General features: G+C 53.2%; 22 protein-coding genes, 1 tRNA gene and 2 pseudogenes. 3 read left to right on the forward strand and 22 right to left on the reverse strand.

Translation table 11 applies throughout. The features are described 5' to 3' along the window. Positions 1 to 167 precede the first annotated feature (167 nt). Entirely contained in the window at positions 168 to 1,028 is an 861-nt protein-coding gene (locus IPJ12_07405; GenBank protein ID MBK7646970.1) for an OST-HTH/LOTUS domain-containing protein, read from the reverse strand. 225 nt (positions 1,029 to 1,253) lie between these two features. On the opposite strand from IPJ12_07405, the pseudogene IPJ12_07410 reads away from it, so the two are divergent. After that, positions 1,254 to 1,901 (forward strand): annotated as a pseudogene (locus IPJ12_07410) (SOS response-associated peptidase family protein). A gap of 193 nt (positions 1,902 to 2,094) precedes the next feature. On the opposite strand, the gene IPJ12_07415 reads toward IPJ12_07410, so the two are convergent. The 7 genes from IPJ12_07415 to IPJ12_07445 all read right to left on the reverse strand — a co-directional run bounded on the left by IPJ12_07415 (position 2,095) and on the right by IPJ12_07445 (position 8,034). Beyond that, positions 2,095 to 3,309 carry a tyrosine-type recombinase/integrase gene (locus IPJ12_07415; GenBank protein MBK7646971.1) on the reverse strand — a complete coding sequence of 405 codons (1,215 nt, stop codon included), beginning with the start codon at positions 3,307 to 3,309 and terminating at the stop codon, positions 2,095 to 2,097. Between the two features lie 349 nt (positions 3,310 to 3,658). Further along, positions 3,659 to 5,662, reverse strand: coding sequence for a PriCT-2 domain-containing protein (locus IPJ12_07420; GenBank protein ID MBK7646972.1), 2,004 nt, complete (start codon positions 5,660 to 5,662; stop codon positions 3,659 to 3,661). A gap of 773 nt (positions 5,663 to 6,435) precedes the next feature. Then, the gene (locus IPJ12_07425) at positions 6,436 to 6,603 is read right to left on the reverse strand and encodes a hypothetical protein (protein ID MBK7646973.1); all 168 of its coding nucleotides are present in this window, start codon (positions 6,601 to 6,603) and stop codon (positions 6,436 to 6,438) included. Beyond that, on the reverse strand, positions 6,600 to 7,103 hold the full coding sequence (locus IPJ12_07430) for a hypothetical protein (protein MBK7646974.1): 504 nt from the start codon (positions 7,101 to 7,103) through the stop codon (positions 6,600 to 6,602). Before IPJ12_07430 ends, IPJ12_07425 begins: the two co-directional genes overlap by 4 nt. Before the next feature lie 104 nt (positions 7,104 to 7,207). Next, positions 7,208 to 7,402, reverse strand: a complete 195-nt coding sequence (locus tag IPJ12_07435; GenBank protein MBK7646975.1) for a hypothetical protein — start codon at positions 7,400 to 7,402, stop codon at positions 7,208 to 7,210. Between the two features lie 88 nt (positions 7,403 to 7,490). Then, complete coding sequence (locus tag IPJ12_07440; protein MBK7646976.1) at positions 7,491 to 7,907, reverse strand: hypothetical protein; 417 nt, start codon at positions 7,905 to 7,907, stop codon at positions 7,491 to 7,493. After that, a complete protein-coding gene (locus IPJ12_07445; protein ID MBK7646977.1) occupies positions 7,891 to 8,034 on the reverse strand; it encodes a hypothetical protein in 144 nt (47 codons plus the stop codon). Before IPJ12_07445 ends, IPJ12_07440 begins: the two co-directional genes overlap by 17 nt. A gap of 326 nt (positions 8,035 to 8,360) precedes the next feature. Here IPJ12_07445 and IPJ12_07450 point away from each other — a divergent pair. After that, positions 8,361 to 9,716: pseudogene (locus tag IPJ12_07450) on the forward strand (IS5 family transposase). 426 nt (positions 9,717 to 10,142) lie between these two features. Here IPJ12_07450 and IPJ12_07455 read toward each other — a convergent pair. The 5 genes from IPJ12_07455 to IPJ12_07475 form a co-directional block, all read right to left on the reverse strand. Then, complete coding sequence (locus IPJ12_07455; protein MBK7646978.1) at positions 10,143 to 10,442, reverse strand: hypothetical protein; 300 nt, start codon at positions 10,440 to 10,442, stop codon at positions 10,143 to 10,145. A 269-nt stretch (positions 10,443 to 10,711) separates the two neighbouring features. Beyond that, the gene (locus IPJ12_07460; GenBank protein MBK7646979.1) at positions 10,712 to 11,257 is read right to left on the reverse strand and encodes a hypothetical protein; all 546 of its coding nucleotides are present in this window, start codon (positions 11,255 to 11,257) and stop codon (positions 10,712 to 10,714) included. Positions 11,258 to 11,414: 157 nt separating this feature from the next. After that, positions 11,415 to 11,828, reverse strand: a complete 414-nt coding sequence (locus tag IPJ12_07465) for a hypothetical protein (protein MBK7646980.1) — start codon at positions 11,826 to 11,828, stop codon at positions 11,415 to 11,417. 201 nt (positions 11,829 to 12,029) lie between these two features. Beyond that, positions 12,030 to 12,515 carry an SHOCT domain-containing protein gene (locus IPJ12_07470; protein MBK7646981.1) on the reverse strand — a complete coding sequence of 162 codons (486 nt, stop codon included), beginning with the start codon at positions 12,513 to 12,515 and terminating at the stop codon, positions 12,030 to 12,032. Positions 12,516 to 12,679: 164 nt separating this feature from the next. After that, the gene (locus tag IPJ12_07475; GenBank protein MBK7646982.1) at positions 12,680 to 13,402 is read right to left on the reverse strand and encodes a PEP-CTERM sorting domain-containing protein; all 723 of its coding nucleotides are present in this window, start codon (positions 13,400 to 13,402) and stop codon (positions 12,680 to 12,682) included. A 349-nt stretch (positions 13,403 to 13,751) separates the two neighbouring features. On the opposite strand from IPJ12_07475, the gene IPJ12_07480 reads away from it, so the two are divergent. Further along, on the forward strand, positions 13,752 to 14,087 hold the full coding sequence (locus tag IPJ12_07480; protein ID MBK7646983.1) for a helix-turn-helix transcriptional regulator: 336 nt from the start codon (positions 13,752 to 13,754) through the stop codon (positions 14,085 to 14,087). Positions 14,088 to 14,140: 53 nt separating this feature from the next. Here IPJ12_07480 and IPJ12_07485 read toward each other — a convergent pair whose 3' ends face one another. The 9 genes from IPJ12_07485 to IPJ12_07525 all read right to left on the reverse strand — a co-directional run bounded on the left by IPJ12_07485 (position 14,141) and on the right by IPJ12_07525 (position 22,673). Then, entirely contained in the window at positions 14,141 to 14,680 is a 540-nt protein-coding gene (locus IPJ12_07485) for a hypothetical protein (GenBank protein MBK7646984.1), read from the reverse strand. Between the two features lie 40 nt (positions 14,681 to 14,720). Then, positions 14,721 to 15,335 carry a DUF5343 domain-containing protein gene (locus IPJ12_07490; GenBank protein MBK7646985.1) on the reverse strand — a complete coding sequence of 205 codons (615 nt, stop codon included), beginning with the start codon at positions 15,333 to 15,335 and terminating at the stop codon, positions 14,721 to 14,723. A 435-nt stretch (positions 15,336 to 15,770) separates the two neighbouring features. Next, positions 15,771 to 15,846: transfer RNA gene (locus tag IPJ12_07495), tRNA-Phe, on the reverse strand. A gap of 65 nt (positions 15,847 to 15,911) precedes the next feature. Next, the gene (locus tag IPJ12_07500) at positions 15,912 to 17,336 is read right to left on the reverse strand and encodes a sensor histidine kinase N-terminal domain-containing protein (GenBank protein MBK7646986.1); all 1,425 of its coding nucleotides are present in this window, start codon (positions 17,334 to 17,336) and stop codon (positions 15,912 to 15,914) included. Positions 17,337 to 17,394: 58 nt separating this feature from the next. Further along, the gene (locus tag IPJ12_07505) at positions 17,395 to 18,066 is read right to left on the reverse strand and encodes a response regulator transcription factor (protein MBK7646987.1); all 672 of its coding nucleotides are present in this window, start codon (positions 18,064 to 18,066) and stop codon (positions 17,395 to 17,397) included. Between the two features lie 324 nt (positions 18,067 to 18,390). After that, complete coding sequence (locus IPJ12_07510) at positions 18,391 to 20,151, reverse strand: cation acetate symporter (protein MBK7646988.1); 1,761 nt, start codon at positions 20,149 to 20,151, stop codon at positions 18,391 to 18,393. Then, positions 20,151 to 20,459, reverse strand: a complete 309-nt coding sequence (locus IPJ12_07515) for a DUF485 domain-containing protein (GenBank protein MBK7646989.1) — start codon at positions 20,457 to 20,459, stop codon at positions 20,151 to 20,153. Before IPJ12_07515 ends, IPJ12_07510 begins: the two co-directional genes overlap by 1 nt. A 222-nt stretch (positions 20,460 to 20,681) precedes the next feature. After that, positions 20,682 to 22,334 (reverse strand): chaperonin GroEL, encoded by a 1,653-nt coding sequence (gene groL / locus IPJ12_07520; protein ID MBK7646990.1) that lies wholly within the window; start codon positions 22,332 to 22,334, stop codon positions 20,682 to 20,684. 48 nt (positions 22,335 to 22,382) lie between these two features. After that, on the reverse strand, positions 22,383 to 22,673 hold the full coding sequence (locus tag IPJ12_07525; protein MBK7646991.1) for a co-chaperone GroES: 291 nt from the start codon (positions 22,671 to 22,673) through the stop codon (positions 22,383 to 22,385). Positions 22,674 to 22,888: the final 215 nt, after the last annotated feature.

A 22,888-nucleotide genomic window follows, 5' to 3' on the forward strand; every position in this document is an offset into this window, starting at 1 on the left:
ATATTGGCTAATAGCAAGTGCATACCAGTCATCAATGATGCGCCTCACCAATGACCGCACAGAACTGTTGATCGTGAGAAGTCTAGTTGGATAGCTGCTCAACTCTGAAAGCTGCCGGATACCCGTTGCTGTCGTTTGGTCAGTCACCTTCTGAGTCCCATGACTTCCTACAATGAACGGCTGCGATACCAGGTCTCTTTCGCTACCCCTGGTTCTGATTGCTCGCGGCGAATGGTGAATATCGCCGATTCGTGCAGAACCTGACGCCAGCTTGAACATCCATAGCGCTTCGGCGTGTGGTTTGGCTCTTGGTCGGAGATGTACTCAATGGCCCTGGCAAGGGGCGTCCATCCATCCACAGCAAGCGTTGCCTCTGCATCGCGCAAGAGATTCACGATGGTGCATGAAGACCATATCGCGCCAGTGCCGCCAGGTAGGATTCCATGTAGCAGGAAGTCTTCAAATTCACCGGACTGCATTACATTAGCCATCTCCTTCTGGGCTTCATCTTGGTGCTGAGCAATCTTTCTCAATTCCTCAAAGCGCTCGTCGATCAGGCGAAAACAGTCGTCGAGGTAGGCATCTGCACTGGCACAGCCTGCTACCGTCCAGATGTCATGGATTTCAATGAAGTGATGAACCAGTTTGTTCCGCAGTTCGACAAGCTCAGCAAGCCTCTGCTGTGTGCGTTGATGATCTTCCGGCGACATCTCGATTCGGAATGAGGTGCGAAACCGAATCTTGGTTGGATCCCCTGGATGCTCCTGTTGCTGGCCTTCCTCGTTCAACGGCAGCGACAAGAGGTCAGTCGTCAGATCGCCAACGACCTGACCCAAGGTCTTCTTGGCTACATCTTGTTTTCTTTTGTCCAAGAAACTGTGCATGTCTCCAGATTCGCTCTCGATGACACTATGAGCGACCATGGATTTGACCATGACCTCCAACTGTTGGATGCGTAGGTAGTTTCGCCCTAACTTGCGTTGGACTTCCCGCTGGGCTTCAGCAATGTTTTCTGATTGTGATGGCATATGGAAATCCTACACCAGCAGATCGGCCGAAAACAGGCACATTGCGGATAAACAATTTCTGCGGCCGCATCTGATGGCGTTTGCGTGGGCTGACCGCCAAGGGTTTTCTGCTGATTGGCTGGCAGGCTCACGTTACGCCCGGCGCCGAAAAGAAAGAATACAAGCAAGGCTGGTGGGTTGTCAGGCCGCTTGAGCCGGCGCCATCAAAACCGCTAGACTCAGCGCATGTGCAATCGTTATGTAGCCCCCGATGAGGCCGCCTTATAGCGTGCCTGGCACATCGGCCGACACAATCAACCCAAGTGGGGACTGGAGGTCTATCCGCGCGCTCCAGGCCCGTTCCTGCGAGCCGCAACGCCGGGGCGAATTGAATTGATCGTCGGCAACTGGGGTTTGATTCCGGATTGGTCCGAAACCCCAAAGCTGACGTATTCAACCAACAATTGCCGAGCTGAAGAAGCCGCAGGGAAACCGACTTTTCGCGATGCCTGGCGCAAGAGCCAGCGCTGCATCATTCCGGCCAACTCATTCGATGAACCGAATTGGGAAACCGGCAAGAATGTCTGGTGGCGCTTCCGTCGCGCCGATGGCCTGCCGTGGGGGTTGGCTGGTCTTTGGAATACATGGATTGACCCGAGCACTGGCGAGATCTTCGAGAGTTACACAATGTTGACGGTCAATGCGGACGAGCATCACTTGATGTCACGTATGCACAAACCAGATCCGAAGTTTCCGGCAGATCAGCAGGACAAGCGAAGTGTGGTCGCTATCGAGCAGGCGGATGTTGAGCAGTGGCTAAACGGCACCGTTTCGGATGCCATTCCGTTGATTAAGGCGCCAGATTTTGAGTTGATTGAGGCGGGGCCGGCTTAACGGCTGGCTCTTTGCTGTCTCAGTTCGGCCAATTCCGGCCTGTCATCGCGTACACGAATTAGCCATGCAGACGGCAGCTTTGCCGCACCTGAAACCAGCCGTTTAGCCTCCGAAGCCCAGAACAACCGCAACGGGCACAAACGAAACCCGAGCGAGGTACATCAGTACGACATACCCCGCCCGGCCCCTAAACTTATGCCACTTTCTGGAACGGCACGACCACGCCGTTTGGTAGCGGCACTTCCGATTTCAGTTTCGGCACAAGCAACGACGCCGTGTTCGCTGCCTCCTTCAACGTGTGCATCGACAGCCTTGCGTACCTTTGAGAAACACGCGGATCTGAATGACCCAAGAGAACCTGAACGTCATAGAGGCTTCTTCCACTGGAAATGACGAGGTCCGCGAACTGGTGTCGGTAACTGTGAATACGCATCTTGCCAATACCTGCCGCCTTCCGCAGTCGATACCAGACACGCGTAATGGTGGTGAAGGGCTTTTCCGTTTCCGGGTTGGCGAAGATGGCGTCAAACCGTTTCATCTTTTCCGCTTCAGCCAAAACCCATAACGCACTTTCATTCAGGGGCACGGTGCGAGACTTCTTCGACTTGGCTGTTGATGCCGGAATCGTCCATAGCCCTTTCTCCATATCCACTTGACCCCATGTTGCGGTCAGCGCTTCGGACAATCTTGCGCCGGTGCTCAACAAGAACATCAGAATATGGCAGACAGGACGATTGTGGTCGTTACGCAATATCTCCACCAGACGCTGCAACTGTTCGTCGGTGGCAACATCATGTAGCTGGTTCTCGACATTCAGCAGCTTCACTCCTTTCAACACGTTCCTTTCGAGGAATTCCCATTCCACCGCCAGATTCAGGGCATGGCGGATGAGCTTGATGTGGTGATCCTGACTTGCCGGGCTCAATCCCGAGGTGGATAGATCGTTCTGGAACTGCTGGACTTGGTAACGGGTGATGTCACAAAGCCTGCTTTCGCCGAATTTGGGCTTGATGCGAATGCGGAACAGCTGGTCATCGCGGACCCAGCTACGTTTGTGTAGCTTCACGTGCGGAAAGTAATGATCAGCCATGAAGGTATCCAAAGACATTTCACAGAGCACCGGCTTTTCCTTGGCGGGTTGTTTTGCCGCCTTGGCGTGCTCGACCTTCTTTTCTGTTGCCAATTTCCGCGCCTGAACGAGGGAGAGTTCCTTGATGGTGCCGAGGCGGTCATAGGCGGTCTTGCCGTCACGCTTGAAGCGCAGAAAGTAAGTGGGCAGCATCTTCCCGGCAGCGTTGGCCTGGATGAGCAAGCCACGGACGTTGGTGTCACAAAATTCAATTTTCTTCTCTCCCGGCGGAACGATGAGGCCGGTGTCGATGAAGGCTTTGGTTAGTTCGATGATCATGGTGACACCTCGATAGTAGTGGCAGGGTGGCCAATGGTTAACTCTGTTTTCATAAGTGAAAATTCCTTTTAATTGATCAAAATTGTGGCAGCCGTATCGCGTCCAACTGCGCCGGTTTCGTCGTGGCGGTGCCCGGTGGCGACGCGGGGCTGGTCGAAAAGGGGTGGTGATCCCGGCCCCCCGTTTGCTCGAAGGCGGCACGCGGCGGGGGCGACTCGGGGGGGTTGGGCCGGGAGAGATCCCCGAAAAACCATCGTCAGTCAGTTTCTGCGGCCCAAATTCCACCCGGACGCAACAAAAACCTGAAAACCTGCGAAACTGGAAACCTGATTTCTCGAGGAGCGCCGGGTCAGTTGTCGTCAGGCACCGGATCAACAATGGCATACACCTTTGCGCCACGATCCTTGACAGTAAACATCCAGTGATGAAGGGCAGGATCGACACCGGTATATTTTTCAAGCACTCTGATTGCGATGCGTTTGCTGACACCGATACGTTGAGCCACCGCCTCAGCAAGATTCATTTTTGTATTCACGCCAGCACGGATGCAGAATTTGACGGCGGCAATTATTTCGCTGTCAGATTTGGTTTCCTCGGCCTGTTTTAGGTGCTCGAATTGAGTGTCATCAATCGCACGAACCGAGCAGAGTGTTTCGCCATAGGAAATGCCGCATTCAGTACTGTAGCTGTAGGCTGCACGCTGAGCGACGCCACCACGACACTTGATGTTCTCGAACGCAACGACCTTATTATCGGTAGTCGGCGATTGCACGGCTGACAGCGTATAGGCACAGTCGCAGTCATCGCGTATGTCGCTGGTGCCACCCACAACGAGTTTGCCATCTCGCCCGGGATTTTTGTTGGTATGAGCTAGACCGATGACGGTGCCACCTTTAGTGATGAAACTGCGCAAAATCGTGGAGAACCTGCTGCTCTCCTTTTTATGCATTACATCAACAAATTTTTTGACCGTATCCAAAATAATAACGATGCCAGTGGCTTGATCCTTATCGACAAGCTCCATGATCAGAGTTAGAAAGTTGCCTGCAGAGAAAGAGCGATGCCCTTCGGAGAGCATGTGGAAGCCAAACTCTTCAGCGACAATATTTTTCTCCAAGAGCCCCTGAGCAGAGTCGTCAACATTGATGTAATAAACTTGGGATGGATTGAAACGCCCCCGTTTTATGGCCTCGATAAGCAAGAAGAGGACGATCAGTGTTTTACCTGAGTTGGGTGGTGCAAAGAAAAATGTCATTTGGCCCATGAGCGCAATTGGATCAAGCACAAAACGTTGCTCAACTACATGCTTTTCCAGATCCTCTGAGCAACCCATCAGAGAGTACTGATCCAGAACATTGGGGGTGGCGCTGGTCTCAACGCCTGGTGGTGGAGTAATTTTTTCAAATTGAGGGATGCTTGCATCACGAGCAGCATCCAAGTCCATACCTGATGCAGTGGCCATCATGATCAGCGTGCCAATCGTGATAGGTTTTGAAACATCGATTTTGAAGGAACCCCATTTTTCCCGCATTTCGTGGTCACCTGGATATTTGCTGCTTTTGCTGCTCCATGCCATGGCAAGCGCCAGTCCCTCATCACTACTGCTTGTTTCATGGAAGATCGCCGCCAATACCTTAAACCAGTCTTCATATCCGCAACCCGGATCGATATGGTTCAGTAAAATTTCAAGGAAAAATAGATTATTTCCGCTCGGTGGTTGGGAGGATTCCGCTGATACATCTCCAGGCTGAACTACTCTTGGGGCCTTACGTTCATTGTGTTTAAAGACGGCATCAATGAACTCTTGGGGCGCTTCGGAAAGTTCATTGACATTATTTGCCTGAAACACCTCAATCGTTTTCCCAGTGCTTGGCGGCAGAATGATTTGACCGCGCCCAGTCTTTACATCGATACGCGCTGGATGCTTTTTGCTGTCGTGTGAATCAGATTTTGCGAAGGCACCTTCGGGACGCCGGAAGAGGTGATGCTCGCCCCTTAAGGTTTTGACGATCAGCAGGGGTGCGAGATCATGCTTCTTCTCGGTGGCAACAAGCGCTGCAATTGCTTCAGGGCTGTCTGCATCGAACACAATTACGTGATCACCGACAATGAACCCGAGTTCGTGTTCTGGATATCTGCCCCAGTGGACTCTAATTTTCGCTTCGGAGAGGTTTTCGAGCCAAGGATCCCATGAGAGGGTAGCTTTTTTTGTCCCGGCCAGGATTGGTATGACCTTTAAGCCATACGCGAACCAGAACAGAGCGGCTTCTAGGTTACTGGCGAAGGGTGGAACTGTTTTTGTTGAGGGAACAGCAGCCGCTGAGGGCTGAGTCATTGCAAATTGATAGGCCATAGCACACCTTAATATGGGATGTGCGCCCGGTTAGCGGGGGGAATAGATAGCAGAATTTCGGGCGCAAAACTCCTCTGTCTGTCCGCTAACCCATTTATGAGGCTGTCGCAAATAATCTAGATGATCCCAACTCCATCGCGTGGACCACGGTGGTCAATCGTCGTCATCCGACACTGTCATGCGCTATCGATAGTCTACGCGCATACAGCGTTAGCTATTTGGGTGACCACGCTATCGAACGTGATTACCCTCCCAATGGCCGATGTCTAAAGTCTGGGCGGTTGGGCACATATACCAGACCACTTTGCGAGCATCGCGGGCCGAGTGTATTGAAAAATAAACTATTCATCAAGCCCTGTATCCAGGATCAGAATTTTGGGTGTCGGGGGTACTAGATCCTGGAAAACTGAAAATCTGCCTCCACCGGCATCGCAGAAAATCAGGTTTTCAGTTTCCCAGGATTTTAGTTTTTTTGCTCCCCCTCCCCTCAGTCAGTCGCCGCCAAAATCCCCCCGGCCTCGACTCCCGCAACAGGTGATACTGCTCGGTACAGACGTCAGCGAAATCGCCACTGGCAAACGACAGATGACTATACGCATAAAGACAAGCCGAAATCCCCAAGGCATGGCCGAGCAATATTGCCGATGATGCGCTCAGTCGAAATACAAATTAGCCAGCATGTGCGCAGAGGTCACGGCCAAGTCAGCCATATCCAGATCAAGCATCGTGTCGATAACAGTCAGCAGATGATATTCATACATGGTGTTGCTCCTTCATTTGGAAAAGTAAAAGAGGGCTCCCAAGATCAGCAGCAGGCCGAAGAATGCCGGGAGTGAAACGTAGTACAGCGCAGCAAGACCGATGATGGCGATCAGGCTTTTGGTGTTGGTAAAGCAGCTAAGAATGATGAAACCCATTAGAGCGGCAATGATTGCGGTCATGCCTTCTCCGGTGCGCTGCTGGCGCTCTCCTTGGCCGAACGCTTCTTCTTTACTGGTTCAGAGGACACATCCGCTGCCACTGCCAGATCAGCACCAGCAGCAATCAAGGCCGACATGGCTTGCTTGAATGTCTCGATGTCGCCCAGCAGATAGCCGCTATCCTTCTCCGTTCCCGCCATGACCAGTCCTTCAGCCTTTAGCGAAACAAACAGAAATGCCGGACTATTCGATGACTTTGAGCGAAACACCGGCAGCAATACTCGGGAAGTCATCGGTTTGTCAGCAGGGTGCTGAGTCAGTAGCTTCTCGATCAAGGTCAGCGACACCCAGAGCGAATTAAACTGACCATTACCGCTGTTCTGCACCACACGGAAATGGATCTCGGCGTCAGCATTACAGCCAAGGTGATACGTCAGCTCTGACCGGCCGGAGAGACTGGAGCAGGTGCCAACCTTCAAAATGCGGATTGGCAAATCAGGTGTTAATGCTTCTTTCTTCATGGGACTTCCTTTCGATGGGTTGTGGCACCGAGAAACAGCGCCAATGAATAGAGGCGTGGAATGGCCCTCTTCATATAGGATGGAAATAAATGCGCAGTTCGATCTCAACTAGATCGGCTCAGCGTGAAATGGCGCCGCAGGATTTCCAGTAACGCCAGACATTCGGCATGACCACGGCACGCTCCAGCTTCGAATTCAATAATCCCGGCGCGCTCCTCAAACGCCTCACGCTCGTTCTCATTCAAAAGTTGCAGCAACACCGCCACAACTTCAGCTTGTGGCTCGGGATACGCGTTCATTCATGGCTCCATAAAGAGAAACCCCCGAGAGGCGAACCTGACGGGGGCGGATGGGGGAGAACTTCTGACGGCCTTCGATAACGATGCTTCATGGCATGTTCACAGCCGGGGTGGCGAATGATCGGCACATAGCCAACAGATCGGCATCGATGCCTTCGGTGTCCGCAATAAAAAGCGCGGTAGCAGCCCCATCGTCATTGCTGATGAAGACCATTTCATAGACGGTGCGGTGTTCATATTGATGTTCCTCCAGGATTTCAAAACAAGGGGTGAAGTCGGGATCGCCAAAGGGCACGTCATCGAACAGGCCATGCAAGATGGGCAACTTGATTGCCTGCTCCAGCTGCTCAACGATGTCGCCCACCTCCACCACGACCATGTAGCCGTGCCGGTCATAGTCATAGGGCTCGCCGGCCATGACTTGAGCAAAACGCAGGCTTGCAAGCTCGCGGATATATGGATCGGTGACTTCTCCGACAGTCAGCGGATTACGAAGGACGATCATGGCGATCCTCCACGTTGCGTCGAGTGTCGCGCTTGGCTGCCTGGCGACTGGCCAGCACTTCGCTGGTGATGGTTGTGATCAAAGTGACCGCCAGTTCAAGTACAGCCTTGGTGTTGTAAGGAATCATGGTTATCTCCAAAAAGTGGACGAAAAAAAACCCGGCCTCATGAAGAGGGCAGGCATGGCTGGTTGATGCTTAATCGTTACTGCTGGTTTGCTTATGGATTGTTGCGGAAACGCCGCCACAGGTAGATCCCACCGCCAATCAGATTGGCCAGAATGAGCGCTTCAAGTGCCAGCGTCAGTACGGAAATCGTGACCGACATAGTCGGCCCTGCAAAAGCTCAGAAAGACGCATGAGTAGGCGGTTTTCGCTGGAAATTCACCCCAAGGAATCCCCAAGAAATTAAAATAATGGCCATGGAAACCTGAGAGAAATTGAGGGAAGTTCTGATGGTCACCGACGATTTTTTCCGAGCCCGACTCGATCAAATGATTGATCTCCGTCACCCCTTGGCGGTGCTGGCGGGTCGAATGCCTTGGGCCCAGATCGAAGCGGCTTTGGCACCGGCCTTTGCCCGCAAGAATCGGTCGGGTCAGGTGATGCCAGGCAGCGACCTGTTCGGGACCAGGCTGGAGATTGCCGGCGCCGGCGTCAGTGCAGCCGGTCGGCCGCGTTTGCCGATCCGCTTGATGGCCGCACTGCTCTACCTCAAGCACGCCTTCAATCTGAGCGACGAGGAACTGGTTGCCCGCTGGTCGGAAAACGTGGTCTGGCAATACTTCAGTGGTCATGACCACTACACGCCGACACTGCCCTGCGATGCCACTCAGATTGGCCGCTTTCGCACCGCCATCGGCGAAGCCGGGGTGGAAGAACTGCTCAAGGCCACCATCGACACCGCCGTGCAGACCAAGGCCATACGTCCGGCAGAGTTCGAGCGGGTCATTGTCGACACCACCGTCCAGGAGAAAGCCATCGCCCATCCGGTCGATAGCCGTTTGCTGGAGATCGCCCGGACCAAGGTCGTGCAGGCCGCGAAGCGTGTCGGGATCGGCTTGAAACAGACCTTCGTGCGGGAAGGCAAGGAACTGCGCCGCAAAGCCGGCGGCTACGCCCATGCCAAACAGTTCAAGCGACTGCGGCGCACCGTCAAACGCCAGCGCACGATCCTTGGCATCGTGCTGCGCGAAATCGGTCGCAAACTGGCAAGCGCAACCAGCGAATCCCCGGGTGCCATCGCCCATTTGAACAGCTTGCTCGAGCGGGCCGAACGCATCCGAACTCAACAACCGAAGGATAAGAACAAGCTGTACGCCCTGCACGCACCGGAAGTCGAGTGCATCGGCAAGGGGAAAGCCAGGAAACCCTACGAGTTCGGTGTCAAGGCCAGTATCGCCGTCACCCACAAGAGCGGTCTGATGGTCGGGGCACGGACGTTCCCCGGCAATCCTTACGACGGTCACATTCTCTCGGCGCAACTCGAGCAGACGCGCATCCTGCTCGAAGATGTCGGACGCGAGCCAAAGGAAGTGGTCGTTGATCTGGGCTTTCGCGGCGTCGATCGTGACAATCCCCAGGTGGAGATCATTCATCGCGGCAAGTACAAGTCGCTGACCAGGCAGCAGCGCCTCTGGCTCAAGCGACGACAGGCGGTGGAGCCAGCAATTGGCCATCTTAAGTCGGATCACCGGATGGATCGCTGCTGGCTTCAAGGACAACTCGGCGACGCCCTGCATACCGTGCTGTGCGCTACGGGTTACAACCTGCGCTGGTTGCTGCGGGCCATGCTTCGCCTGGGCCTGAAGGCTACTTTTTTGCGCCCCATTTTATTTGCGCTGATTGCGTTTCTTGCCAGCGATCACCCCCGCTCGAATTCGATCAATCAAAATTTCCGGCTGGCCGGGGGGGCTGGATGAATTTTGCAGGGCCGACGACATAGCGCCGAACTTGACGGCACCGGCACCAACGATCGTGAAAGCAAGGAATGGCCAGAACATGTTGAATCCTTTCAGGGTTGATAAAACAGATCAAATAACGAGGGAATGAAATGCAAAAACCCCGAGACCGTGGGGCCTGCGGGGCTATCTGAAGGGCGCGACGCTTTCAGTTTTTTGAGCCCATAGCGTCGCCGAAGACTCTTGTTGGAAGTGGACGAAAAAAAGCCCCATGCGGATTGACCGGATGAGGAGCGTTGGGGGTGCTGACTTCGGGGTTGCTTGCTGCGGCGGGGCTTAGGCGATAAGGATGGTGATCAACAAAGGCAGGCCAAAGGTGATCAGGAGGAACAGCAGGATGCCTGATACAAATACGCCGGCAAGGGTGATCAGGAAACTGGTGAAGATGTATCGGCAGCTGGCCCAGAAGCCCAGGGCAGGCATGTTGAGCAGGGACTGGCTGAGGCCGGCGTGGTCAGTGATGATCCATTTTCCGACGCTGTACCCGGCTTGATCGAGATGGCGGAAGGCTGATTTTGCGGTTAATACGATGGTCTTTGTTCGTCGAGTAATAGTTCTCCGGGAGGTTCGTTGCATTTGGCCTCGCTTTCTGAATTACGACTTTGTGCAAAATAAAGCCCCCAGACAACATAAAACTCTGTGGGGGCTGGGTGTTATTCATCAGTGGATGGTGATGAATGAGCAGGGCTGCCGAAGCGGTGTGGACAAGATGAACCATTAGTCGAATGGCAGTTGAGTCTCCACTGCGATTAGGCTGCTTTTATGAAAAGATTGTAAAAGCTTGAAATCACTGAGCGACAAAAAGCGCAGCTTATTGAGGGTCTTGTGGATCGCGACGTTGGATTTCAATCCGTGCCATTTAAATTAGCTTTATTTGTGCTTTGGCGCTTCCAAAAATAGTTTCGAATGAGAAACAGCGGAAACGCAAAAACCAACCAACCGACAAACTGCTTCGACACTTCGCGAAATAAAGTGGTGCGCATAAAGCCGTTGGATATTGAAGGGCCACCGTCGGGGTGAAATAAATATAGTATATCCCCCATGATGGCCGTGGGAACCGTATATGCCGTTATTGTAATAAGCAGGGCAGTTGTGAGCGCCCAACCACCGCTTGATTTTTGATTGTTATTTTTTGTCAACCTTATTGATATGTAATAAGTAGATGAAATGCACAGCCAAAGATAGATTGATGTAGCAGGAGGATAGTTAAAAATCACCTCGAAAATAAGTAAGCCAATGATGAATGGCGCTATCGAGTAGTGTGCGAATGCGCGAAGCAATCCGTATCGTTTCGCATCGAATAATAGGAGTGTAAGTATTACCATGCAAAATATTCTGGCGGCGTTTAATTCAATATACCAAATAGATGTTAATGAGAGATTGGCAAGCATAGCCTAGTATTCTTTAGTTGGGTTGATGGCTTCTAGATAGAAGGTGCATTTTGCTTTAAATATTACTTAGCGTATTAAGGAGCATTGGGCGTGGATGAAAACTATATTTTGTTATCGGCAGACAGTTTTGTCTGCATAACTCTTCGATCTTCTTCTATTAGAAGGCTGTCGGAGTAAGCTTGAATTCCCCGTTCGTGCCATATCCAATGCGGAAACTAATCGGTTTTGCAAATTTGACTGTACCGCGAACTTCCGTAATTCCTCCGCCGCATAAGCCAGATGACGCACTGAATATATAGTCACCCTCGGGTAGAAATACAGTGGCTTTCTCCGAGGTACGAATATCGGCTGTTGGTTTTGCATCAATAAATAGACGTGTGGCGCAGATCGAACCAACAAACCCACTATCGCGCTTTACGGTGACTGTTCCGAAGCCCCCTTTCGGTTCAAAAACCGTGGCATCCAAGATTCGATCCTGAGGCACCGCGCTTGCTTCCGAGTTGGGTACCGGCTGAGTTGCACAACCGCATAGCAGCGAAATCAATAAAAAGAAAGTAATCCGTATATCCATGATATCTAGCTTTCTTGAATTAAATTAACAGTTTGTCATTTTTTAAAACTCGAAAAAAACCCAGGAGGCGAGCCTGTTGGGGCGGTGTGGGAAATGCCGATTCGCTAGTGCATCATTTATACTGGGGCCGAATGGCATGGGCCGGGGTGATGGATGGCTCCTGGATTGCTCTCTTGCCAGATGGCGTTTGGAAACCAATTCTTAGCTACCGAGGATCTTTTTCTTCTGTTCCTCAAATTCAGCATCAGTAAGAATGCCCTTTTGCCTCAGCTCATCAAATTTGATCAACTGATCATAGGCGTCTGGCTTTTCGGCAGACGATGAGTGCTGCTTTGCCTCTTGAGAAAGTAGTTCAGGATTTTTCGATGCAGGCTTCATGATGTTTTTGTATATACCTAGCCCCGCTCCAACGACAGCGCCTGCAGCTGGACCTATCACCGGTAAAGGCAGTGCGACGGCGGCACCGATTGCAGCTCCGGTTGCGGCATCTTTTGCCATATCTGAACGAACAATTTCTTTTCCTAGACGAGTAGCTTCGTCTGCCGCCGTGGAGGCTGCATTCTTTGACCATGCAATCGCAGCCTGTGTATCTTCATGTTCAATGGCATCAGAGATGGCAATTGAAGTTCGTTCTGCTGCAACTTTTACCGAGGACACAAAACTATTCAGGTTGTCCTTAAATGACATGCGAACCCCCATCGTTTAAAGCCGAGATATTGACAAGACAAGTGCGTGAAATATTGAGGCGCTGGTTATTGTGGAGTCTGCGTGTTGTTGCCAATCCCACTTTTCAGCAATTGTCCTATTTTGATTTCAAAGACGCTTGCTCAAAACTCCATAAATAAATGAGCTCATTTTGGCTGGGTGCGGATTTGACGCAATTTTTGGCGGCGGGCTAACCCTCCGATCAAACCAAGTCCAGCGAGGAGTAATTGGTATGTCTCAGGTTCGGAAATCATTGCGACCCCTGCTACGTCGCCATCACGGACTGCCCACGCAAAATTCGGGTCGTATAGTTCCCTCAAATAGTGATTTCCGGCGTTAGTGCCAAATGTCCAAGGTCGGTTGTAGGGATAAGGTTCCGGATCAGCATCAGATAAATATTCTCCGGCTTGAAGATTCAGCACCAAACCAACGTTATTTTGCCCAACAAAAGATCCGTTGCTGAAGATGCCGAAGTCACTTTGCCAATTACCGTTATTGCTCTTATATCCACTAAGGCCGAGGTTGGCATAGTACATATAGCTCAATTCACTATGTGGGCCTGCTGTGGCCTCGTCGTCACCTACTGCAAACCACCAGCCGTAGTGGAAAGGGTGCCCCTCAGGCGAGTTGCGAGCAAGTCGCCAGTCATCCAAATCAATATTTCGAACAGCATCATGAAAGACCAAATTGCCGGCCCATGTTTTAGCTTCACCCCACGACATTTTTCCATCAGCGTCATAGCCACTCGTCTTGGCGTAATTTGCATCTTGTAGCCAAGTTACTTTCAGCACATCGTCGTAAAGCAACCCACTGCCACGATCGATCAAGGTTGCCTGCGCTATTCCACTAATGGATGTGAGTACCACCATCAATAGTGCTGCCAAAATATTCTGCTTTTTCATTGTGTTCACTTCTTGCGTGGCATCGTTAGGGAGGATAGCTCAAGGGTCTTTACTTAAGAATTGGACTAAAGTAATAGTTCGTGGTCATTTCGCATAATGCCCAACGAATATTCAGACATTTAAAGACGAGCTCTACGCGCGGAAAATTGCCAAGAACATCTGGCCGGAGGCAGAGCATCCAGATATCAACATGACTGTTGATCTTATTAGCACTTAAAATTCACTTTGCATTTTATTTCTAACAGAAAATATGCCATTGTTAAATTGTAACGAATAACGTGACGACGCGTGTGAGCCATGTAACGAGACTCGCAACATGTCTCGTGCCCTGCAGCCCTCACCTCAGAACATCACAGGACGCAGGATTCGTGCGCTGCGTGAGGAATTGGCTTGGTCACAGGAGAGGCTGGGTGTTGCGATAGGGATTGATGAATCCAGTGCAAGGGCACGGATCAGCCGCTATGAACTTGGCGTTCATGAGCCACCGTTGCCGACGATCAGGCTGATTGCGGATGCTCTGAATGTGCCGCTGTCCTATCTTTACTGCGAGGACGACAGGGTAGCGATGCTGCTATTGGGGTTGCACCGGCTGGATGCTGAACGGCGGTCACTGAAAGTCGAGATATTGCTTGAGGTTACTGCCGCTGGTTGAACTCGGCGGATAGCCGCAGTTGGTACATCTCACTCTTAACGGGGTGAACGCGCCTAAAGACCAATGGCTTTGTTCCAATCAGCGATATACATGTAGATTCGTTGGAATTCGCTAGGTAAAAGCATTCGGTTGTGAGCGATGAAATTCCGCGACTTTTCGAGCTCATCCATTCGTTGCTTAAGCCAATGTTGAGACGGCATTAGTGCTTCGAAATGCTTCCACTTTTCCAAAATAATGGATGCCAATTGGCCGAAGTCGACGAAGCCAAGAATGTCTGACTTTTCTCCTTCTAGCCACGAATCAGTAAAAGCAGTCTTTTGTCGCGATTCAGCATGTTGCTTTATTTTTATTGGGAGCTTGTCTGCCCAGTCAGATCCTTCCTTTTCCTCAAGCGTCTCGCGTATCAGCGAGCGCACCTCATTTTCGAAGCAATGGAGGACGGAATAAAGTCGGGCCATTTCAAGTGCACTGTTTCGACGAATAACACCAAAGGGTGACAATGCTTCAGAGAGCAGGCGCTCTTCAGCCTGCTGCAGGTCTGCGCCTACTTGGATGCCTGCCGCTTGAAACTGGCTAGCTTCGGACTCAAACATCAAGCCCCGAAACATATAGTCACGCAAGTCTTTGCGCACGTCAGTCAAGAAGATGCTCCTTCAAAGACTTAAAGATGGCGTTGAAAACTTCGATATCTTTTGTTGCGGGAAGGTGAATCTGAATGTTGTAGTGCAACGACGGTTTGCTATGAACTTTTGCCGGAATTTCTACCTTCATCTCCTGTGTAGAAGGTGGCTCCGGCACCACAATTACTTCCTTTGTTACCGCCGTTGGCGCTGTCGTTAGGTCGGCAAGGTCAAGCAGCGCGAAAAACGTCGCCGCCATCAATTTCGCTGTGTTCGGACTTGCGTTGTGTAAACTCTTGAACTTGCCTTCAATTAGCTCTCGATCAGAGGTCGTCGGCTTTGCTTTTATCATAAACAAATCGCCGTAAGCTTCTCGAATAGCGTCGCCCATGACGCGCTTCGGGTGAGCGCCTCGGTATTCGTGATAACGACTGGTTGGGGCACCATCTGCAGATAAGAAACCGAGCGCTTTTAGCAGCGGAATTGCCGCACGGAAGTTCGACGATGTATAGCCCCAATCTTTGAGATGTTGGGTTGTGAATTTTTCTGGAGCTGAAGCTTCGGATATTCGCTGAAATATCTCCGGCAATTGGCCGTACACCTGAACATATGCGTTTGTAAGTGCCATTCAGCCTACTCCGTGACTTATTGTTTATTAACCGTTGTTCAAACGGACCGACTGGCCCGAATATGCAATGATAGTACGGGCAAACGACGAGTGGTATGTCGATAGCAATAATGTTTTTCACGCATGGCAGCTATGGAGGGGAAAGTTGCGCGGCTGTTTGTGGCCGCATCCTGGCTGTCGCACAAGTGCTTGAAGCGCGCCCATAAAAAATGGGCCTCCTTGCGAAAGCCCATCGTTCTGTAATTTTGGCGATGCCTGTTGAAGAGACTCTCAGCCGAGCCTTTTACATATCTCAGCGGTCAGCGCCGACTGGTTCAGTGAATACCAAGCCAGCCTAAAGAACGCATAGCCACCGAACCTTACCGAACCCCAAGCCCCGATTCCCGCGCCACAATGCAAAAAGCCCACTCCGAAGAATGGGCTTTTTACTTGATCTGGTGGCCAATCGCGGAATCGAACCACGGACACGCGGATTTTCAATCCGCTGCTCTACCAACTGAGCTAATTGGCCAAACGAGGGCGCATTATAGCGATCTGACCTCCAGCCTGCAACTGAATCGAGCGTCTTTTGAAGACTTATGTGCCGATAGGGGGCGATTGACGGTAAAGCTCGGAGAAATCATCCGGTGGCGGTAGCGGCGGTAGCGGGGGATGCCAGGTCGCAAAAGCAACACGCGCCACCGCGCCGCGCCCGCGTGGATTCGGGCGCAAGCTGGCGCGGGAATCGTGTTGCACCGCAATTTCCTGAACAATGGCCAGGCCGAGGCCGCTACCCTCGGTAGAAGCATCGTCAACCCGATAGAAGCGCTCAAAGACCAAGTCGGCTTGCTCTTCACTGATACCGACACCATCATCCTCAACCTCAAGAAGAACAGTGGCCTGGTTGGCCAAGACTCGACAGGTCACATGCCCGCCAGCGGGTGTATAGCGCAGGGCATTGTCCAGCAGGTTTTTGGCCAGCTCCCTGAGCAGAAAGGGGTTGCCGACAACCAGCGCAGAGCCTTCGGACTCGAAGCCAAGATCGATGTCATTTTCGATGGCGACCATCACCCAGTCGGTGACCACATCCTTAATTAACTGCGCCAGATCAATCGGTTCATGCTTTTGTTGGGCAGCCTCCCCGCCTTCAGTACGAGCCAGGGTGAGCATCTGGTTGATCAGTCGCCCTGCGCGATCAACGCCGGTGGCAATCTGGCGCAAAGCGTGCCTGAGGGTTTCTGGATCGGTTTCGCGGATGGCAAACTGGGCCTGGGTTTTAAGTCCGGTCAATGGCGTACGCATCTGATGCGCTGCGTCGGCAACAAAACGTTGCTGAGCTGCAACGCTCCGTTTCATTCGTTCCAGCATTTCATTGAACGCCTCAACCAGTGGCTCCAACTCTTCCGGAACGCGTCGGGTTGCAATCGGCGAAAGGTCATCCGGCTCACGAGCCTCGATGGTCTGGCGCAGGCGAGTCAGCGGCCGCAGGCCGCGCGAAAGCCCAAACCAGACGAGCATGACCGCCAGCGGAATAATGATGAATTGCGGCAGGATGACGCTGGCGACAATTTTGTTGGCGAGCTGGCTGCGTTTTTCCGTCGTTTCACCGACCTCGACAATGATCCACTGCGAGGCATTCATCTGGGGCTCGGCCAGATAAGTGTAGGCCATGCGTAGATCCTGCCCCTTGAAGTCACCGTCCCGCATATAGATTTCGCCGGGAACTACCGAATCATCATTCGGTAGCTTGAAAACCGGTAAATCCCTGTCTCCGGCCAGAAGTTTTCCATCGCCACCGACAACGTGGAAATAGACACTGTCGGTTTCGTCCGCCCTGAGCAGCGCTCGTGCTGATGCCGGCAGCGACAATATCGGCTTGCCATTTACCAGCTTGACCTGGCGAGCAATGGCGGCAACGTGTTCACGCAGGGCCTGGTCGTAAGGGAAATTGGCGACGTTATTAGCAAAATAATGGGTAAAAGCAATACTCAGCGGCCATACGAACAGCAGGGGCGCCAGCATCCAGTCGAGAATCTCGCCAAATAGCGAGCGCTCGGTTTCCGCAGCTGACGATGGCCCGCTAGTCACCTTGGGGTCGTTCAAGGCAATATCCAAGGCCACGGACAGTCGCGATCTTCACCCCACCCGCCTCGATTTTCTTGCGAAGCCGGTGCACATAGACCTCGATCGCATTGTGGCTGACCTCTTCTCCCCAACCGCAAAGGTGATCAACCAGCTGATCCTTGCTGACCAGGCGCCCCATGCGGCTGAGCAGTACTTCAAGGAGCCCGATTTCGCGGGCGGACAGATCAAGTGTTTCACCGTTGATCTGGGCCACACGACCAATCTGGTCATACGCTAGTGCGCCGCACTGGATGGTCGGTGAGGTGCCGGCTGAACGGCGGGTCAGCGCTCGTACCCGGGCTTCGAGTTCAGCCAGCTCGAAGGGTTTGACCATATAGTCGTCGGCGCCCAGATCGAGTCCCTTGACGCGATCACCGGTGCCATCGAGCGCAGTCAGGATCAACACCGGCAATTGCGAATTGCGGGTTCGGATTCGTTTGAGCACTTCCAGCCCGGAAAGCTTTGGCAAGCCAATGTCTAGAATCAGCAAATCGTAGGAGCCGGTGAGCAGCGCAGTATCTGCGTCCATCCCATTGGGCGCCCAGTCCACAGCATATCCGCCCTGACGCAGGGAGCGGGATAGTCCATCGGCGATGATGGTGTCGTCTTCAGCAATAAGAATGCGCATGTATCGGTACTGCCCCTTGCCGGCGTAAGATTTCTGTAAGCCTGTCGCATTAATCTACGCGGGCTGTTCTCCTTTTATGGTCTTTGGAGTGTGCGGTTCTACCGCTGCTCAGGGGGTTACCCGATCCTGCACTGGGCGACCCCCTACCATTTTTTCCCCCGCTAAACAGACAGAGTCTATCAAATATTTTGCCCTGCGATTTCCGCAGTGCACAAGCACGCCCACGTTTTTGGGATTGTTGCGGTCAACCGGAAAAAACTCACAAAATTCAAAACAAAAAAAAGCCCGGGTTTCCCCGGGCTTTTTCTGTTTGAAGCGACTTGCTTAGTGGCCGCTGGCGCCGGAAGCACCAACACCGGTTTCCGAACGAACTTCCTGATCGGCAAACAGGGCACGCTCTTTCTTGGCCTGCTCGCTGCTGTCGGTAATCGAGAAGAACCAGATACCGAGGAAGCCGATGGTCATCGAGAACAGACAAGGCGAGGTGTAAGGGAACCATGCAGAACCCTTCGGATTGCCCAGAACTGCTTCCCAGATGGAAGAAGACAGAATGGTCAGAATCACGGAAGCAGCCAGACCCATGAAGCCACCAACCACGGCACCGCGCGTCGTGGTGTTCTTCCACAACACGGACATGAAGAGCACCGGGAAGTTGGCAGAAGCAGCGATTGCGAAAGCCAGGGAAACCATGAAGGCGATGTTCTGCTTTTCGAAGGCAATACCCAGGATAACGGCAATCACGCCCAGACACAGGGTGGTGATACGGGAAACACGCAGCTCGGAAGCGGAATCGACGTTACCCTTCTTGAACACCGTAGCGTACAAGTCGTGGGAAACAGCAGACGCACCCGACAGGGTCAGACCGGCAACCACAGCCAGGATGGTAGCAAAGGCAACCGCGGAGATGAAGCCGAGGAAGACGTTACCGCCGACCGCTTTGGCCAGGTGGATAGCAGCCATGTTGTTGCCACCGATCAGGCCGCCCTTGGGATCAAGGAATTCCGGATTGGTCAGCACGAAGGTGATGGCGCCGAAACCGATGATGAAGGTCAGGATGTAGAAGTAACCGATCCAGGTGGTTGCCCAGAAAACGGACTTGCGGGCTTCCTTGGCATCCGGCACGGTGAAGAAGCGCATCAGGATGTGCGGCAGACCAGCGGTACCGAACATCAGGGCCATACCGAAGGAGATGGCAGAGATCGGATCCTTGACGAAGTTACCCGGGCCCATGATGGACAGACCCTTGGCAGCAGCAGCAACAGCCACATCAACAGTCGCCGCATCTGCACCCGCCTTGACCGCCTCGGCAGTCAGCGCCTTGGTAGCCAGGATAGTCTTGATTTCGACAGCCTTGGCAAACATCGCTTCCGGGCTGAAACCGAAATGGGACATCACCATCAATGCCATGAAGGTGGCGCCACACAGCAGCAGACAGGCCTTGATGATCTGCACCCAGGTGGTGGCAGTCATACCGCCGAACAGCACGTAAACCATCATCAGCGAGCCGACGATAATCACTGCCAACCAGTATTCCAGACCGAAGAGCAGCTTGATCAGCTGACCGGCACCGACCATCTGGGCGATCAGGTAGAAGGCCACAACGATCAGGGTGGAGGTCGCGGCAAAAGCGCGGATCGGGGTCTGGGCGAAGCGATAACCGGCCACGTCGGCAAAGGTGAATTTGCCCAGGTTGCGCAGACGCTCTGCCATCAGGAAGGTAATGATTGGCCAGCCAACCAGGAAGCCGATGGCATAGATCAGGCCATCGTAACCGTTGGCCATCACCGCGGCAGAAATACCGAGGAAGGATGCGGCGGACATGTAGTCACCCGCAATAGCCAGACCGTTCTGGAAGCCGGTGATGCCGCCACCACCGGTGTAGAAGTCAGCCGCCGACTTGGTCTTGGCAGCAGCCCACTTGGTGATGAACAGGGTACCGACAACAAAGGCACCGAACATCATGATGGCGGTCCAGTTGGTCGGCTGCTTCTCGGCCTGACCGAGGTCAGCGCCGGCAGCATAAACTGCACCGGCAGCGGCCAGCAGGGCTAGCATGCCCGCCAGTTGCTTAATGTATTTCGCCATTACTTGGCCTCCTTGATGATCTCTTCTTTGAGTGCGTCGAACTCGGTGTTGGCGCGGCGCACGTAGATGCCAGTAATGATGATGGTAAAGGCGATGACAGCGAGACCAATCGGCATGCCGACCGTCATCACGCCCGTGGCGCCCAACGGCTTGGCCAGGAAGGCCTTGTCGAAGGCGATCAGTCCGATGTAACCGTAGTACACCACGAGCATCAGGATCGTCATGACCCAGCCGTAGGTATTACGAGTGCTTCTCAGCTGCTCGTATTTCGGGTTGGCCCGAATTTTCGCGTAAATGTTGCTTTGCATTGATTTGCTCCTCAGATTTTTGTTTATAGAGGCATTGCTGCGAAGCGTAATTTAGGCCCAGCGTCTTACAACTAACTTACAGCGCAAGAACCATCTCGAAATGCCAAAACAATATCTCTCAAGATATTGAAAAATCGACAGTTTTTCCGGTTGACCGCGAAAAGCAAAAAGCCCCACACAAGGCGGGGCTTTTCAAAGCGATGAAGCTTGTTTGGCGGGAGATTACATCCCCATGCCGCCCATGCCACCCATACCGCCCATGCCGCTCATGTCAGGCATGCCACCGGCCGGCTTGTCTTCAGCCAGTTCAGCAACCATGCATTCGGTGGTCAGCATCAGGCCGGCGATGGATGCGGCGTTCTGCAGTGCGGTGCGGGTCACCTTGGTCGGATCAAGCACGCCCATTTCAACCATGTCGCCGTATTCGCCGGTGGCGGCGTTGTAACCGTAGTTACCCTTGCCACGCTGGACCTTGTCGACCACGACAGACGGTTCGTCACCGGAGTTGGCAACGATTTCGCGGAGCGGCTGCTCCATGGCGCGGAGAACGATCTTGATGCCGGCATCTTGATCGTGGTTGTCGCCCTTGATCTTGCCAACAGCAGCACGAGCACGGATCAGCGCAACGCCGCCGCCAGCCACAACGCCTTCTTCAACCGCAGCACGAGTAGCGTGCAGGGCATCTTCAACGCGGGCCTTCTTTTCCTTCATTTCGACTTCGGTGGCGGCACCAACCTTGATGACGGCAACGCCGCCAGCCAGCTTGGCAACACGTTCCTGCAGCTTTTCCTTGTCGTAATCGGAAGAAGCTTCTTCGATCTGGATGCGGATCTGCTTGACGCGGGCTTCGATGGCAGCAGCTTCGCCGGCGCCGTCGATGATGATGGTGTTTTCCTTGGCGATTTCGATACGTGCAGCCTGGCCCAGATCCTTCAGGACAGCCTTCTCAAGGGTCAGACCTGTTTCTTCAGCGATCACGGTGCCGCCGGTCAGGATGGCGATGTCTTCCAGCATGGCCTTGCGACGATCACCAAAGCCCGGGGCCTTGACGGCAACGGTCTTCAGGATGCCACGGATGTTGTTGACGACCAGGGTAGCCAGCGCTTCGCCATCGACATCTTCGGCAATGATCAGCAGCGGACGACCAGCCTTGGCGACTTGCTCCAGAACCGGCAGCAGATCACGAATGTTGGAGATCTTCTTGTCGAAGAGCAGAACGAACGGGTTTTCGAGCAGGGCTTGCTGCTTGTCGGCGTTGTTGATGAAGTATGGCGACAGGTAGCCGCGGTCAAACTGCATGCCTTCGACGACGTCCAGTTCGTTGGCCAGGGACTTGCCATCTTCAACAGTGATGACGCCTTCCTTGCCGACCTTTTCCATGGCATTGGCGATAATTTCGCCGATGTCGGAATCAGAGTTGGCGGAAATGGAGCCAACCTGGGCGATTTCCTTGGTCGTGGTGCAAGGCTTGGAGAAAGCCTGCAGCTCGGCGATGGTAGCGACCACAGCCTTGTCGATACCGCGCTTCAGATCCATCGGGTTCATGCCGGCGGCAACGAACTTCATGCCTTCACGAACGATGGACTGGGCCAGCACGGTAGCGGTGGTGGTGCCGTCACCGGCGATGTCGGAGGTCTTGGAAGCAACTTCCTTGACCATCTGGGCGCCCATGTTGGCAAACTTGTCTTTCAGTTCGATTTCCTTGGCGACGGAAACGCCGTCCTTGGTGACCGTCGGGCCGCCGTAGGAGCGCTCAAGGACCACGTTACGACCCTTCGGGCCAAGGGTAACCTTGACTGCGTCAGCCAGGATGTTGATACCTTCGACCATGCGTGCACGGGCGGAATCACCGAATTTAACTTCTTTAGCTGCCATTTATATAGCTCCTGAAATTTGATCTGTTTTCAACGTCAACCGCAGCGCTCAGGCCTGCAGGACGCCCATGATGTCTTCTTCACGCATGACCAGGACTTCCTGACCATCGACCTTGACGGCTTGGCCGGCATACTTGCCGAACAGAACGCGGTCGCCAACCTTGACGTCCAGAGCGATCTGCTTGCCGTTATCGTCACGCTTGCCCGGGCCGATGGCCAGAACTTCGCCCTGATCCGGCTTTTCGCCAGCGGAATCGGGAATGACGATGCCGGATGCAGTGGTACGCTCGGCTTCAACGCGCTTGACGATCACACGGTCGTGCAAAGGACGGATATTCATAAATCTGACTCCTGAAAATGAGTTGCAACAAACAAGAAATTGGCCGACCGCGTCAGGCGCGGATTCGGGAACGGATCGGATGAGTTATTAGCACTCCTCTCCGGTGAGTGCTAATAATAGGGGCGAGGTCGGCGAATTTCAAGAGGCTAATTTGCAAAACTGCATTCCTCCCTGCTTTTAAGCGGCCATTTGCCCCATCACGCATGCAAGAAACA

This window comes from Betaproteobacteria bacterium, from assembly GCA_016709965.1.
Classification (GTDB): domain Bacteria; phylum Pseudomonadota; class Gammaproteobacteria; order Burkholderiales; family Rhodocyclaceae; genus Azonexus; species Azonexus amarohabitans.